This is a genomic window from Pseudomonas fuscovaginae SE-1 (assembly GCF_000364705.1).
In the GTDB taxonomy this organism is placed as follows: Bacteria; Pseudomonadota; Gammaproteobacteria; order Pseudomonadales; family Pseudomonadaceae; genus Aquipseudomonas; species Aquipseudomonas fuscovaginae_A.
This window is the reverse complement of the sequence record NZ_AQOH01000003.1, coordinates 1-14,927: the sequence shown is the minus strand read 5'-3', so window position 1 is coordinate 14,927 and position 14,927 is coordinate 1. Positions and strand designations below refer to the sequence as shown.

Annotated in this window: 11 protein-coding genes and 4 tRNA genes; all 15 read right to left on the bottom strand. The window is 58.7% G+C overall.

Annotated elements, in window-relative coordinates; genetic code table 11:
- Window positions 1-152: 152 nt before the first annotated feature.
- The 15 genes from rpoC to birA all read right to left on the bottom strand — a co-directional run bounded on the left by rpoC (window position 153) and on the right by birA (window position 14,818).
- Window positions 153-4,352, bottom strand: a complete 4,200-nt coding sequence (rpoC, locus tag K675_RS0100330; RefSeq protein ID WP_017901528.1) for a DNA-directed RNA polymerase subunit beta' — start codon at window positions 4,350-4,352, stop codon at window positions 153-155.
- Window positions 4,353-4,416: 64 nt separating this feature from the next.
- Window positions 4,417-8,490 carry a DNA-directed RNA polymerase subunit beta gene (gene rpoB / locus K675_RS0100325; protein WP_026144791.1) on the bottom strand — a complete coding sequence of 1,358 codons (4,074 nt, stop codon included), beginning with the start codon at window positions 8,488-8,490 and terminating at the stop codon, window positions 4,417-4,419.
- Window positions 8,491-8,710: 220 nt separating this feature from the next.
- Window positions 8,711-9,079, bottom strand: coding sequence for a 50S ribosomal protein L7/L12 (gene rplL / locus K675_RS0100320; protein ID WP_017901526.1), 369 nt, complete (start codon window positions 9,077-9,079; stop codon window positions 8,711-8,713).
- Between the two features lie 79 nt (window positions 9,080-9,158).
- Window positions 9,159-9,659: a 50S ribosomal protein L10 gene (gene rplJ, locus K675_RS0100315; protein ID WP_017901525.1), complete on the bottom strand. Its 501-nt coding sequence runs from the start codon at window positions 9,657-9,659 to the stop codon at window positions 9,159-9,161.
- A 198-nt stretch (window positions 9,660-9,857) separates the two neighbouring features.
- Entirely contained in the window at window positions 9,858-10,553 is a 696-nt protein-coding gene (gene rplA / locus K675_RS0100310; protein ID WP_017901524.1) for a 50S ribosomal protein L1, read from the bottom strand.
- Window positions 10,553-10,984 carry a 50S ribosomal protein L11 gene (gene rplK, locus K675_RS0100305; protein WP_017901523.1) on the bottom strand — a complete coding sequence of 144 codons (432 nt, stop codon included), beginning with the start codon at window positions 10,982-10,984 and terminating at the stop codon, window positions 10,553-10,555. The genes rplA and rplK overlap by 1 nt, the downstream gene beginning before the upstream one ends.
- Before the next feature lie 115 nt (window positions 10,985-11,099).
- A complete protein-coding gene (nusG, locus tag K675_RS0100300) occupies window positions 11,100-11,633 on the bottom strand; it encodes a transcription termination/antitermination protein NusG (protein WP_010443972.1) in 534 nt (177 codons plus the stop codon).
- 9 nt (window positions 11,634-11,642) lie between these two features.
- Entirely contained in the window at window positions 11,643-12,011 is a 369-nt protein-coding gene (secE, locus tag K675_RS0100295; RefSeq protein WP_010443973.1) for a preprotein translocase subunit SecE, read from the bottom strand.
- 45 nt (window positions 12,012-12,056) lie between these two features.
- A tRNA-Trp gene (locus K675_RS0100290) sits at window positions 12,057-12,132 on the bottom strand.
- Between the two features lie 104 nt (window positions 12,133-12,236).
- Window positions 12,237-12,312, bottom strand: a tRNA-Thr gene (locus K675_RS0100285).
- Window positions 12,313-12,338: 26 nt separating this feature from the next.
- Window positions 12,339-12,412, bottom strand: a tRNA-Gly gene (locus K675_RS0100280).
- Between the two features lie 26 nt (window positions 12,413-12,438).
- Window positions 12,439-12,523: transfer RNA gene (locus tag K675_RS0100275), tRNA-Tyr, on the bottom strand.
- 142 nt (window positions 12,524-12,665) lie between these two features.
- Entirely contained in the window at window positions 12,666-13,112 is a 447-nt protein-coding gene (locus tag K675_RS0100270; protein ID WP_017901522.1) for an SPOR domain-containing protein, read from the bottom strand.
- Window positions 13,113-13,119: 7 nt separating this feature from the next.
- Entirely contained in the window at window positions 13,120-13,869 is a 750-nt protein-coding gene (locus tag K675_RS0100265; protein ID WP_026144790.1) for a pantothenate kinase, read from the bottom strand.
- Window positions 13,859-14,818 carry a bifunctional biotin--[acetyl-CoA-carboxylase] ligase/biotin operon repressor BirA gene (gene birA, locus K675_RS0100260; RefSeq protein WP_017901520.1) on the bottom strand — a complete coding sequence of 320 codons (960 nt, stop codon included), beginning with the start codon at window positions 14,816-14,818 and terminating at the stop codon, window positions 13,859-13,861. The genes K675_RS0100265 and birA overlap by 11 nt, the downstream gene beginning before the upstream one ends.
- Window positions 14,819-14,927: the final 109 nt, after the last annotated feature.

Below are 14,927 nucleotides of genomic sequence, written 5' to 3'. Positions count from 1 at the left end.
TCCCGCCAAATTTAGGGGTACAAGAGTCTAAAGAGGATCTTGTCCCCAGTCAAGACGAGGCCCCGGCCTCCCCTCCCCGCTCATCGCAACGAAAAATGTCGCGTCGAGCGGGAAAAAGCTACCAGGGCCTCACTCTGTTACTGACGCAGAACTCAGTTACCGCTCGAGTTCAGCGCTTCGGTCAGTGCAGCTTCCACTTCACTGGCGCTTACGCGCAGCGGTTTGTCCAGATCACGACGACGCTTACGCTCGCTGTGGTAGGCCAGACCGGTACCGGCCGGGATCAGACGACCCACGACCACGTTCTCTTTCAGGCCGCGCAGGTAGTCGCGCTTGCCGGTAACGGCCGCTTCGGTCAGTACGCGGGTAGTCTCCTGGAAGGAGGCCGCGGAGATGAACGATTCGGTCGACAGCGACGCCTTGGTGATACCCAGCAGGACGCGAGTGAACTTGGAGACAAACTTGTCTTCCGCCGCCAGACGCTCGTTTTCCACAAGAACCTGGGTCAGTTCCATCTGGTCGCCCTTGATGAAGCTGGAGTCGCCCGATTCGGTGATCTCAACCTTGCGCAGCATCTGACGCAGGATGGTCTCGATGTGCTTGTCGTTGATCTTCACGCCCTGCAGGCGGTAAACGTCCTGGATCTCGTTGACGATGTACTTGGCCAGCGCGCTCACACCCAGCAGACGCAGGATGTCGTGTGGATCGCTCGGACCGTCGGAGATCACTTCGCCGCGGTTTACCTGTTCGCCTTCGAAGACGTTCAGGTGGCGCCACTTCGGAATCAGTTCCTCGTACGGATCGCTACCGTCGTTCGGGGTGATGACCAGACGGCGCTTGCCCTTGGTCTCTTTACCGAATGCAATGGTACCGCTGACTTCAGCCAGGATCGACGCCTCTTTCGGACGACGGGCTTCGAACAGGTCGGCAACACGCGGCAGACCACCGGTGATGTCACGGGTCTTCGAAGTTTCCTGCGGAATACGGGCGATAACATCACCGATCGCGATCCGCGCACCGTCCGCCACACCGACCAGGGCGTTGGCTGGCAGGAAGTACTGAGCGATAACGTCAGTGCCTGGCAGCAACAGATCCTTGCCGTTGTCGTCGACCATCTTCACCGCAGGACGCATGTCCTTGCCGGCTGCCGGACGGTCTTTGACGTCGAGGACTTCAATGTTGGTCATACCGGTCAATTCGTCGGTCTGACGCTTGATCGTGATGCCTTCTTCCATGCCCACGTAGGTCACGGTACCTTTCATTTCGGTAACGATCGGGTGAGTGTGCGGGTCCCACTTGGCCACGATGGCACCAGCATCGACCTTGTCGCCTTCCTTCACCGAGATCACCGCACCGTACGGCAGCTTGTAGCGCTCGCGCTCACGACCGAAGTCGTCGGCAATCGCCAGTTCACCGGAACGGGATACCGCCACCAGGTGACCGTCGACACGCTCAACGTGCTTCAGGTTGTGCAGACGAACGGTACCACCGTTCTTCACCTGGACGCTGTCGGCAGCCGAGGTCCGGCTTGCCGCACCACCGATGTGGAACGTACGCATGGTCAGCTGGGTACCCGGCTCACCGATGGACTGGGCAGCGATGACGCCAACCGCCTCACCGATATTCACCTGGTGACCACGAGCCAGGTCGCGACCGTAGCACTTGGCGCAGATGCCATAGCGGGTTTCGCAACTGATTGGCGAACGCACGACCACTTCGTCGATGCTGTTCAGCTCGATGAACTCGACCCACTTCTCGTCGACCAGGGTGCCGGCGGGAACGATGACGTCCTCGGTACCCGGCTTGAACACGTCACGGGCGATGACACGACCCAGTACGCGCTCACCCAGCGGCTCCACGACGTCGCCGCCTTCAATGTGCGGAGTCATCAGGAGGCCGTGCTCGGTGCCGCAATCGATCTCGGTCACCACCAGGTCCTGCGCCACGTCTACCAGACGACGAGTCAGGTAACCGGAGTTGGCGGTTTTCAACGCGGTATCCGCAAGACCCTTACGAGCACCGTGAGTGGAGATGAAGTACTGGAGTACGCTCAGACCTTCACGGAAGTTCGCGGTGATCGGCGTTTCGATGATGGAGCCGTCCGGCTTGGCCATCAGACCCCGCATACCGGCCAACTGACGGATCTGTGCGGCGGAACCCCGCGCACCCGAGTCAGCCATCATGTACATCGAGTTGAAGGATTCCTGGTCGACGGTTTCACCGTGACGGTCGACGACTTTCTCTTTCGAGAGGTTGGCCATCATCGCCTTGGAGACTTCGTCGTTCGCCTTGGACCACAAGTCGATGACCTTGTTGTACTTCTCGCCCTGGGTGACCAGGCCGGAGGCGTACTGGCTCTCGATCTCTTTCACTTCGTCGGTGGCGGCACCGATGATGCGGGCTTTTTCATCCGGGATAACGAAGTCGTTAACACCGATGGAAACGCCGGAGATGGTCGAGTAGGCAAAACCGGTGTACATCAACTGGTCAGCGAAGATCACGGTCTCTTTCAGACCCACCACGCGATAGCACTGGTTGATCAGCTTGGAGATCGCCTTCTTCTTCATCGGCAGGTTGACGACGTCGAACGACAGGCCTTTCGGAACCACCTGGAACAGCAGCGCACGGCCGACAGTGGTGTCGACGATACGGGTGTTCTGGACGCTGTTGCCGTCACGGTCGTTCACGGTTTCAGTGATACGGACCTTGATCTTGGCGTGCAGCGCGGCTTCGCCGGCGCGGAATACGCGGTCGACTTCCTGCAGGTCGGCGAACACGCGACCTTCGCCCTTGGCGTTGATCGCTTCACGGGTCATGTAGTACAGACCCAGTACCACGTCCTGCGACGGAACGATGATCGGCTCACCGTTGGCTGGCGACAGGATGTTGTTGGTCGACATCATCAGCGCGCGCGCTTCCAGCTGGGCTTCCAGCGTCAGCGGCACGTGCACGGCCATCTGGTCACCGTCGAAGTCGGCGTTGTACGCAGCACAGACCAGTGGGTGCAGCTGGATAGCCTTACCTTCGATCAGTACCGGTTCAAAGGCCTGGATACCCAGACGGTGAAGGGTCGGTGCACGGTTGAGCAGTACGGGGTGTTCGCGAATCACTTCGGCGAGAACGTCCCAAACCTCTGGCAGCTCGCGCTCGACCATCTTCTTGGCAGCCTTGATGGTGGTCGCCAGACCACGCATTTCCAGCTTGCCGAAAATGAACGGCTTGAACAGCTCGAGGGCCATCTTCTTCGGCAGACCGCACTGGTGCAGACGCAGGGTCGGACCTACGGTAATTACCGAACGGCCGGAGTAGTCAACGCGCTTACCGAGCAGGTTCTGACGGAAACGACCTTGCTTACCCTTGATCATGTCGGCCAGGGATTTCAGAGGACGCTTGTTCGAACCGGTGATGGCGCGACCGCGACGACCGTTGTCCAGCAGAGCGTCAACGGCTTCCTGCAGCATGCGCTTTTCGTTGCGCACGATGATGTCAGGCGCGGACAGATCCAGCAGGCGCTTGAGACGGTTGTTACGGTTGATCACCCGACGATACAGATCGTTGAGGTCGGAAGTCGCGAAGCGACCGCCATCCAGCGGAACCAGTGGACGCAGGTCTGGCGGCAGAACCGGCAGAACGGTCAACACCATCCACTCTGGCAGGTTGCCGGAGCCCTGGAAGGCTTCCATCAACTTCAGACGCTTGGACAGCTTCTTGATCTTGGTTTCCGAGTTGGTTTGCGGAATTTCTTCGCGCAGACGGCCAATCTCGTGCTCCAGGTCGATCGCGTGCAGCAGCTCGCGAACAGCCTCGGCACCCATGCGGGCGTCGAAGTCGTCACCGAACTCTTCGAGGGCTTCGAAGTACTGCTCGTCGTTCAGCAGCTGGCCTTTTTCCAGGGTGGTCATGCCCGGATCGATAACGACATAGCTCTCGAAGTAGAGAACGCGCTCGATATCACGCAGGGTCATGTCCATCAGCAGGCCGATACGGGACGGCAGGGACTTCAGGAACCAGATGTGGGCAACCGGCGAAGCCAGTTCGATGTGCGCCATGCGCTCACGACGAACCTTGGCCAGGGCGACTTCAACGCCGCACTTCTCGCAGATCACACCGCGGTGCTTCAAGCGCTTGTACTTACCGCACAGGCACTCGTAATCCTTGACCGGGCCAAAGATCTTGGCGCAGAACAGGCCGTCACGCTCAGGCTTGAACGTACGGTAGTTGATGGTTTCCGGCTTTTTAACTTCACCGAACGACCACGAACGGATCATCTCAGGCGAGGCCAATCCGATACGGATGGCGTCGAACTCTTCGACTTGACCCTGGTTTTTCAGCAAATTCAGTAGGTCTTTCAAGGCCTTTCCTCCTGGCGGAGCAGAGAGCGGGCTGATACAGCCCCGCTCTCGATCGCGTCACGTGTTATTCGGTTTCCAGATCGATATCGATGCCGAGGGAACGAATTTCCTTGATCAACACGTTGAAGGACTCGGGCATGCCCGGCTCCATACGGTGATCGCCGTCCACGATGTTCTTGTACATCTTGGTCCGACCGTTCACATCGTCCGACTTCACTGTGAGCATTTCCTGCAGAGTGTAGGCAGCACCGTATGCTTCCAGTGCCCAGACCTCCATCTCCCCGAAACGCTGACCACCGAACTGCGCCTTACCACCCAGCGGCTGCTGGGTAACCAGGCTGTACGAACCGGTAGAACGAGCGTGCATCTTGTCGTCTACCAAGTGGTTCAGTTTGAGCATGTACATGTAGCCAACGGTCACCGGACGCTCGAACTTGTTGCCGGTACGACCGTCGAACAGCTGCATCTGGCCGCTTTCTGGCAGGTCAGCCAGTTTCAGCATGGCCTTGATTTCAACTTCCTTGGCACCGTCGAACACCGGGGTGGCCATAGGTACGCCGCCCTTGAGGTTCTTCGCCAGGTCCAGGATTTCCTGGTCGGAGAAGCTGTCCAGCTCTTCGTTGCGACCGCCGATCTCGTTGTAGATCTCGTGCAGGAACTTGCGCAGGTCGGCGACCTTGCGCTGCTCTTCGAGCATGCGGTTGATCTTCTCGCCCAGGCCCTTGGCCGCGAGGCCCAGGTGGGTTTCGAGGATCTGACCGACGTTCATACGCGAAGGTACGCCCAGCGGGTTGAGAACCACGTCGACCGGAGTACCGTTGGCGTCGTGCGGCATGTCTTCGACCGGCATGATCACGGAGACCACACCCTTGTTACCGTGACGACCGGCCATCTTGTCGCCCGGCTGGATGCGACGACGGATTGCCAGGTAGACCTTGACGATCTTCAGTACGCCCGGTGCCAGGTCATCGCCCTGCTGCAGCTTGCGCTTCTTGTCTTCGAACTTGTCGTCCAGCAGACGGCGACGATCAACGATGTAGGCCTGGGCCTTCTCGAGCTGCTCGTTCAGAGCATCTTCGGTCATGCGCAGCTTGAACCACTGGCCGTGCTCAAGACCGTCGAGGACTTCGTTGGTGATCTCCTGGCCTTTCTTCAGGCCAGCGCCGCCTTCGACGGTGTGGCCGACCAGGGCGGAGCGCAGACGCTCGAAGGTCGCGCCTTCAACGATGCGGAACTCCTCGTTGAGGTCCTTGCGGATCTCGTCGAGCTGGCTCTTCTCGATGGACAGGGCACGGCTGTCGCGCTCGACGCCATCACGGGTGAAGACCTGGACGTCGATGACGGTACCCTTGGTGCCGGTTGGCACGCGCAGGGAGGTGTCCTTAACGTCGCTGGCCTTCTCACCGAAGATCGCGCGCAGCAGTTTTTCTTCCGGCGTCAGCTGGGTCTCGCCTTTCGGAGTGACCTTGCCGACCAGGATGTCGCCCGGGCCGACTTCGGCACCGACGTAGACGATACCGGCTTCGTCCAGCTTGTTCAGCGCAGCCTCACCCACGTTCGGGATGTCCGCGGTGATCTCTTCTGGGCCGAGCTTGGTGTCACGGGCCACACAGGTCAGTTCCTGGATGTGGATCGTGGTGAAGCGGTCTTCCTGAACAACGCGTTCCGACAGGCAGATGGAGTCTTCGAAGTTGAAGCCGTTCCACGCCATGAAGGCGATGCGCATGTTCTGACCCAGAGCCAGCTCACCCATGTCGGTGGACGGGCCGTCGGCCATGATGTCGCTACGCTGAACGCGATCACCCTTGCTCACCAGCGGACGCTGGTTGATGCAGGTGTTCTGGTTCGAGCGGGTGTATTTGGTCAGGTTGTAGATGTCGACACCGGCTTCGCCCGGCTCAACTTCGTCATCGGCAACACGAACCACGATACGGCTGGCATCGACGGAGTCGATCACGCCGCCACGACGAGCCACGACGCAAACGCCGGAGTCACGGGCAACGTTGCGCTCCATACCGGTACCGACCAGCGGCTTGTCGGCACGCAGGGTAGGTACAGCCTGACGCTGCATGTTCGAACCCATCAACGCACGGTTGGCGTCGTCGTGCTCGAGGAACGGAATCAGCGACGCAGCGACCGAAACTACCTGCTTCGGCGAAACGTCCATCAGGGTGACGTCTTCCGGCGCCTTGACGGTGAATTCGTTCAGGTGACGAACGGCTACCAGCTCGTCGACCAGCACTTTCTGTTCGTTCATGGTCGCCGAAGCCTGCGCGATCACGTGATCGGCTTCTTCGATAGCGGACAGGAACACGATATCGTCGGTCACCACACCCTCTTTCACCACGCGATACGGGCTTTCCAGGAAGCCGTACTGGTTGGTGCGGGCATAGGCCGCCAGGGAGTTGATCAGACCGATGTTCGGACCTTCAGGGGTTTCGATCGGGCATACGCGACCGTAGTGGGTCGGGTGTACGTCACGAACTTCGAAGCCAGCACGCTCACGGGTCAGACCACCTGGGCCGAGTGCGGAGACACGACGCTTGTGGGTGATCTCGGAGAGCGGGTTGTTCTGGTCCATGAACTGCGACAGCTGGCTGGAACCGAAGAACTCCTTCACCGCCGCGGCCACTGGCTTGGCGTTGATCAGGTCTTGCGGCATCAGGCCTTCGCTTTCGGCCATGGACAGGCGTTCCTTGACCGCGCGCTCCACACGCACCAGGCCAACGCGGAACTGGTTCTCGGCCATCTCGCCGACGCAACGCACGCGACGGTTACCCAGGTGATCGATGTCGTCGACGATGCCTTTGCCGTTACGGATGTCGACCAGGGTCTTGAGAACCTCGACGATATCTTCCTTGCACAACACGCCCGAACCTTCGATCTCGGTGCGACCGATACGACGGTTGAACTTCATGCGGCCCACGGCGGACAGGTCGTAACGCTCGGCGCTGAAGAACAGGTTGTTGAACAGGGTCTCGGCGGCATCCTTGGTTGGCGGCTCGCCAGGACGCATCATGCGATAGATCTCGACCAGCGCTTCCAGTTGGTTGCTGGTGGAGTCGATCTTCAGGGTATCGGAGATGAACGGACCGCAGTCGATGTCGTTGGTGTAAAGCGTCTCGATGCGAACGACCTGGGCCTTGGCCATCTTGGCCAGCAGCTCGGTGCTCAGCTCGGTGTTGCATTCGGCCAGGATTTCACCGGTGGCCGGGTGCACGATAGCCTTGGCGGTCGTACGGCCGATGACGTAGTCCAGCGGTACTTCCAGCTCCTTGACACCGGCTTTTTCGAGCTGGTTGATGTGACGAGCGGTGATACGACGGCCCTGCTCGACAATAACCTTGCCGTTGCCATCCTGGATGTCGAGAACAGCGATCTCACCGCGCAGGCGCTGAGGCACCAGCTCCAGGCTCAGGCTCTCGCCCTTAACGTGGAAGACGTTGGTGGTGTAGAAGGCGTCGAGGACTTCTTCGGTGCTGTAGCCCAGCGCGCGCAGCAGCACGGAAGCTGGCAGCTTGCGACGACGGTCGATACGCACGAACACGCAGTCTTTCGGGTCGAACTCGAAGTCCAGCCACGAACCGCGGTAAGGAATGATGCGAGCCGAGTACAGCAGTTTGCCGGAGCTGTGCGTCTTGCCGCGGTCGTGGTCGAAGAACACGCCCGGGGAACGGTGCAGCTGGGAAACGATTACGCGCTCGGTACCGTTGATAACGAAGGTACCGTTCTCAGTCATCAGGGGGATTTCACCCATGTAGACTTCTTGCTCTTTGATGTCCTTGATCGCTTTGTTCGACGATTCTTTGTCGAAAATGATCAGGCGCACTTTCACCCGCAGCGGAACCGCGTAGGTCACACCGCGCAATACGCATTCCTTGACGTCAAAGGCCGGTTCGCCCAAACGATAGCCAACGTACTCCAGAGCAGCGTTGCCGGAGTAGCTGATGATCGGGAAAACGGATTTGAAGGCCGCATGCAGACCGACGTCACGGAACTGGTCCTTGGTCGCGCCCGCCTGCAAGAATTCGCGATACGAATCCAGCTGGATAGCCAGGAGGTACGGTACGTCCATGACGTCCGGCAACTTGCTAAAGTCCTTGCGGATACGTTTTTTCTCAGTATATGAGTAAGCCATCAGCGTTCCCCAGCTTGGTCACCTGCTTGTTTGGCTTCTCCCGACGGGAGCAGCCAGAAAATCTTGCAGACCCCTTGGTCTGCGCCACCGCCTCGGGTGGGTGAAGCACGTTAGAGGCGCCGACCGAGCCGGCCGCCAATAACGGAAAAAGGCCGGTGGCAAAAGCCACCAGCCATCAGCCTTTCGCTTAACGCTTGGGCCAAAGACGCAAGGTCTGAGCTTACTTGAGCTCGACTTTGGCGCCTGCTTCTTCCAGCTTCTTCTTGGCGTCTTCAGCAGCTTCTTTCGAAACGCCTTCAGCAACGACCTGAGGAGCGCCGTCAACTTTCTCTTTGGCTTCTTTCAGGCCCAGACCGGTCAGTTCACGAACAGCCTTGATGACGTTGACTTTCTTGTCGCCAGCTTCAACCAGGACAACGTTGAACTCGGTTTGCTCTTCAGCAGCAGCGGCAGCAACAGCTGGGCCAGCGGCAACAGCGGCAGCAGCGGTAACGCCGAAGGTTTCTTCCATCGCCTTGATCAGCTCAACGATTTCCACTACGGATTTCTGGCCGATCGCTTCGATGATTTGTTCGTTAGTCAGAGACATGACTCAATTCCTGAATTGGGGGACAGCCTGCAAGGCCATCGAAATAAACAAAAATACGCGAGAGATGAAGTGCTCAGCCTCAGGCTGCAGCCGCTTCCTTCTGGTCGCGAATTGCCGCCAGAGTACGAGCCAGCTTGCTGGTAGCGCCTTGAATCACGCTCATCAGCTGTGCGATTGCTTCGTCGCGGGTCGGCAGAGTTGCCAGTACGTCGATCTGATTGGCTGCGAGGAACTTGCCCTCGAACGCAGCTGCCTTGATCTCGAACTTGTCCTGACCCTTGGCGAACTCTTTGAAGATACGGGCAGCAGCGCCCGGATGTTCGTTGGAGAACGCGATCAGGGTCGGGCCGGTGAACACGTCGTTGAGGACACTGTATTGAGTGTCGGCAACGGCGCGCTTGAGCAGGGTGTTACGTACGACACGTACGTATACGCCAGCTTCACGAGCCTCTTTACGGAGTCCGGTCATTGCGCCTACTGTTACGCCACGGGCATCGGCCACGACAGCGGACAGAGCGACTTTGGCAGCCTCGTTGACTTCAGCGACGATGGCCTTCTTGTCTTCGAGATTAATTGCCACGGGTTTAACTCCTGCTTGTTACCGTTTCACCAGGCCAGAGCCTGATGTCGTTTTGGTGTCTGATTCGGTAAGGAACCGGGAGCACCATCTGCGTAGGCTTGGGGTTTAAGGCTTGCGCCGCCTACGGTCTTGGATAGCCCCCGCCAGGCAGGGACCCCAATTTTTCAATGGGTGCAATCGCTTGCACCCACGCGTGTGTTACGCGTCCAGCGAGCTTTGGTCGATGACCAGGCCTGGGCCCATGGTGGTGCTCAGGGTAACGCGCTTGACGTAGATACCTTTCGCCGAAGCTGGTTTGATACGCTTCAGGTCAGCGATCAGGGCTTCAACGTTTTCCTTCAGCTTGACGGCGTCGAAACCGATCTTGCCAACGGAGGTGTGGATGATACCGTTCTTGTCGGTGCGGTAGCGAACCTGACCGGCCTTGGCGTTCTTGACGGCGGAAGCGACGTCAGGAGTTACGGTACCGACTTTCGGGTTAGGCATCAGGCCACGTGGACCCAGAACCTGACCCAACTGACCCACAACGCGCATTGCATCCGGAGAGGCAATGACCACGTCGTAGTTCAGGTCGCCGCCTTTCATTTCGGCAGCCAGGTCGTCCATGCCAACGCGGTCGGCGCCGGCAGCCAGAGCGGCTTCAGCAGCCGGCCCCTGGGTGAACACGGCAACGCGAACGGTTTTGCCGGTGCCATGTGGCAGCACGGTAGCGCTACGTACGACCTGGTCGGATTTACGTGGGTCAACGCCCAGGTTTACAGCAACGTCAAAGGACTCGCTGAACTTGACAGTCGACAGCTCGGTCAACAGAGCAGCGGCGTCTACAAAGCTGTAGGCCTTGCCTGCTTCGATTTTGCCGGCAATAGCCTTTTGGCGCTTGGTCAGCTTAGCCATTACACACCCTCCACGTTAAGGCCCATGCTACGAGCAGAACCGGCGATGGTACGCACGGCTGCATCCAGGTCAGCTGCAGTCAGATCAGCGTTTTTGGTTTTCGCGATCTCTTCCAGCTGAGCACGGGTAACGGTGCCAACCTTAACGGTGTTCGGACGAGCGGAACCGCTGGTCAGGCCGGCGGCCTTTTTCAGCAGAACCGAAGCCGGGGTGGACTTGGTTTCGAAAGTGAAGCTGCGGTCACTGTAGACAGTGATGATCACTGGAGTCGGCAGACCTGCTTCCTGACCCTGGGTACGGGCGTTGAAAGCCTTGCAGAATTCCATGATGTTCACACCATGCTGACCCAGTGCTGGACCAACGGGTGGGCTTGGGTTGGCCTGGCCGGCCTTAACTTGCAGCTTGATGTAAGCCTGAATCTTCTTAGCCATGAGCTACTCCAAAATCGGGTACGAACGCCAGATGGCTCCCCGGATGACTTGCGTTTTATCCCAGTGACGACAAAACCCCACAGCCTAAGACTGTGGGGTTGGGATGCTTGCCCAGCTAGACCTTCTCGACCTGGCTGAACTCCAGCTCCACCGGAGTAGAGCGACCGAAAATGAGCACCGCGACCTGAATCCGGCTCTTTTCGTAGTTGACCTCTTCGACCGTACCGTTGAAATCTGCGAACGGACCGTCGGTAACACGCACCACTTCGCCCGGCTCGAAAAGCGTCTTCGGCTTGGGCTTGTCGCTACCATCAGCGACGCGACGCAGAATGGCCTCGGCCTCTTTGTCGGTAATTGGCGCAGGCTTGTCGGCAGTACCACCAATGAAGCCCATCACCCGAGGAGTATCCTTGACCAAGTGCCAAGTACCCTCGTTCATATCCATCTGTACCAGCACGTAGCCAGGGAAGAACTTGCGCTCGCTCTTGCGCTTCTGGCCATTACGCATTTCCACTACTTCTTCAGTAGGGACCAGAATTTCGCCGAAGCCATCTTCCATGCCTGCCAGCTTTACTCGCTCGATCAACGAGCGCATGACATGCTTCTCGTAACCGGAGTAAGCATGCACAACGTACCAACGCTTAGCCACGGGACACCCTTAGCCAACAATCAAGGAAACAATCCAGCCGAGCAGGGAGTCGAGACCCCACAGCAGCAGCGCCATAACCAGGACCACAGCCACGACAATCAGCGTGGTCTGCGTGGTTTCTTGGCGAGTCGGCCATACGACTTTACGAATCTCGGTGCGGGCTTCCTTGAGCAATACGAAGAACGACTTGCCCTTGGCAGTCTGCAAACCCACATAGGCAGCGACAGCAGCAATGACGAGCAGCGCAAGTACGCGATACAGGATTGGCGAACCAGCGTAATACTGGTTACCCACGACACCAACAACCACCAGCGCGACTACAACGAGCCACTTGAGAAGATCTAAGCGAGAGCCTTGGGCTTCAGTGTTGGTGGTCATCTACGAGGATCCTGTGAGAAGAAAGCCAGACACATCGAGTGAATCTGGCAGGTCAGGAGGGAATCGAACCCCCAACCTACGGTTTTGGAGACCGTCGCTCTGCCAATTGAGCTACTGACCTAAAACTTGAATCAGGCCGACCATTATGCCGACCAGACAGAGACATTGCAACAACTACAACCACTTAAAACAAAGGCGGATATTTGCATATCCGCCTTGTCTGTATGGAGCTCTTGAGCGGATTTGAACCGCTGACCTCACCCTTACCAAGGGTGTGCTCTACCAACTGAGCTACAAGAGCGAAACACTTTGCAAAATCAGCAAACTTGGAGCGGGTAGCGGGAATCGAACCCGCATCATCAGCTTGGAAGGCTGAGGTTCTACCACTAAACTATACCCGCGGAGCCTGCTGCTTCCGCTGAAATTATGGTGGAGGGAGAAGGATTCGAACCTTCGAAGTCTGAGACGTCAGATTTACAGTCTGATCCCTTTGGCCGCTCGGGAACCCCTCCAATGTGAGGCGCATTCTACATCATGCTGAACCTCTGTCAAGCAATTTCTCATTTAAAATTATGAGGTTAGTTGCATTGACGCTGCTTCGTGACTAATCCCTCAAGAGGTCTTCGCTGCGGAGCGGGCGCCATTCTATGCAAACTATTCGACACCTGCAATACCCTCGCACAACATTATTTTATGTTTTAACTCATTGAATTCCTTAGCAAGATTCTGCAGCTGCGCATCGTCCAGCGAACGCCGGCTCTCGGGGGCGATACGCACCCAATAGCCAGGTGCGTCGGAAACGTTCACACGCTGTACGCGCGCCTTGATATCCATCCCCTGCAGACGCTGCAGGATCGACTGAGCGGTCTCCTGGCGCGGTACGCCGCCCAGGTAAAGGCACTCGGACTCACTCTCCTGGTCCTTCGCCGCTGTCTTGCGGGCGGCGGCGTTATCCGACTCGCTCAGCAACTGGATATCCTGGTGGGCACTGCGGTAGAGCGACAAGGGAGCCACCTCCTTCGCCTTCAGGGGGGCTTCCTGCTGGTGCCAGACGTAATAGACACCATTGAGCACCAGCAACAGCAGAAACAACCAACGCATAGAAACCTCAACTCAATGGGCAGGCTATCGCCAGGCCGACAAATACCAGGTCTGGCGCCCAGTGGGCGTCAGGCACCATCTCGCTGACCAGCGGCGCATCGCCTCCGGTGAGAAACACCTTGAAATCACTCCCCCAGTATTCTCGGGCCTGCTGCAGCTGGGTCAGAATGAAACCACGCAGCATCAACAGACAGCCACGCTCCACCGCCTCGACCGTTTCCCGCCCCGGAACCAGGCTGGTCAATGCACGCTCGGCAGCCACATCGTCGTAGCGGATGCGTCGAGTATGGGTACGCAACTGGTTACGCATCAACTGCATTCCAGGACAAATGAAGCCGCCCAGATGCAAACCATCCGCATCAATGAAGTCGGCCGTGACCGCAGTGCCGAGATCCAGCACCAGGCATCGCCCACCGGCCAGCTGGAAACCGCCCAACATCGCCAGCCATCGGTCCAGGCCCAGCCGATCATGCTCCTTGTATCCATTACGCAGCCCCGCCATCTTCTCCGCAGGCCGCGCGCGCGCAACCTCGACCCCAAAGGCATCGGAAAGCGCAGCAACCAGACGCAGAGTCTCTTCCTCGGTGCGCACACTGACCAGGCGAGACCATTTCAGAGCGAGCCCAGGCACTTCGCGCAAACGCTGCAGCAGAGCCAGATCGGAGTCAACGACACCACCGGCCATTACATCCTGGCAACTCGTTTGGATAATGCGCCACTTGATGAAGCTGTTACCGCAATCGAGCTCAAGAATCATCGCGCAACCTCAGGCTGAGCTCGCCGCCACTGAAGACCCTCTCGACGCCGTCGACCGACAGACGCAGCGCACCCTGCCGGTCGATTCCCAGCACAGTGCCATCGATGCTATTGACGCCGGCAACCAGGGAGACTTCCCGGCCCTGCCAGAGGTGATTCTGCTCCCACTCCGCCTGTATGGCGGCAAACCCCGCCTCACGATGCCGCTCCAGGTACTCCTGAAGCTTTTTACCCAAAGAGGAGATCAACCGATTGCGATCCAGCGGACGCCCCACTTCAGCCCGCACGGACGTCCATGGCTGATCGATCTGTTCCGCGACCTGCATGTTGGCGTTGATACCGACACCCAGCACCACGTGGCAGACATCCGCCGGATCACCGACCAGCTCCAGCAGGATGCCGGCAATCTTCTTGCGCCCCACCAGGACGTCGTTCGGCCACTTCAGCCCCGCCCCCGGGAGCCCATGCTCACGCAAGGCATGCAGAACCGCCAGCCCCACCACAAGACTCAAGCCCTCCAGCTGGCGCATGCCGCCATCGATCCTGAGCAGGAGGCTGTAATAGATGTTTTCCGCGAACGGACTGACCCACTGGCGCCCGCGGCGACCGCGACCGGAGGTCTGCCGCTCGGCGACAACAATGAAAGGCGCAGGAACACCCTGCTCGACCAGCCGCAGCGCCTCGGCATTGGTCGAGTCAATGGTGTCGTAAATGCGTACAGGCCAGGCGGGGACAGACCCGGTCGCGGCAATTGCCTGCTCATCGAGCAGGACCAGGGGAGAGGCCAATTGATAGCCACGACCACGGACCTTGTGGATCGTCAGCCCGAGTTCGGCCTCCAGTTGCTGAAGCTGCTTCCACACGGCACTGCGACTAACGCCCAACGCCGCCCCAAGCGCCTCCCCGGAATGAAACCGGCCGTCTTTCAGGAGTTTTAACAAGGTCAGCATGCAGATCTCGCCTCACAATGAGGCACGCATGATAGCCATGAGCCGGTTCATTGCATAGAAAACATGCCCTGTGACGCGGAGCGTCGGGTGATGCATTCCCACGCGGAGC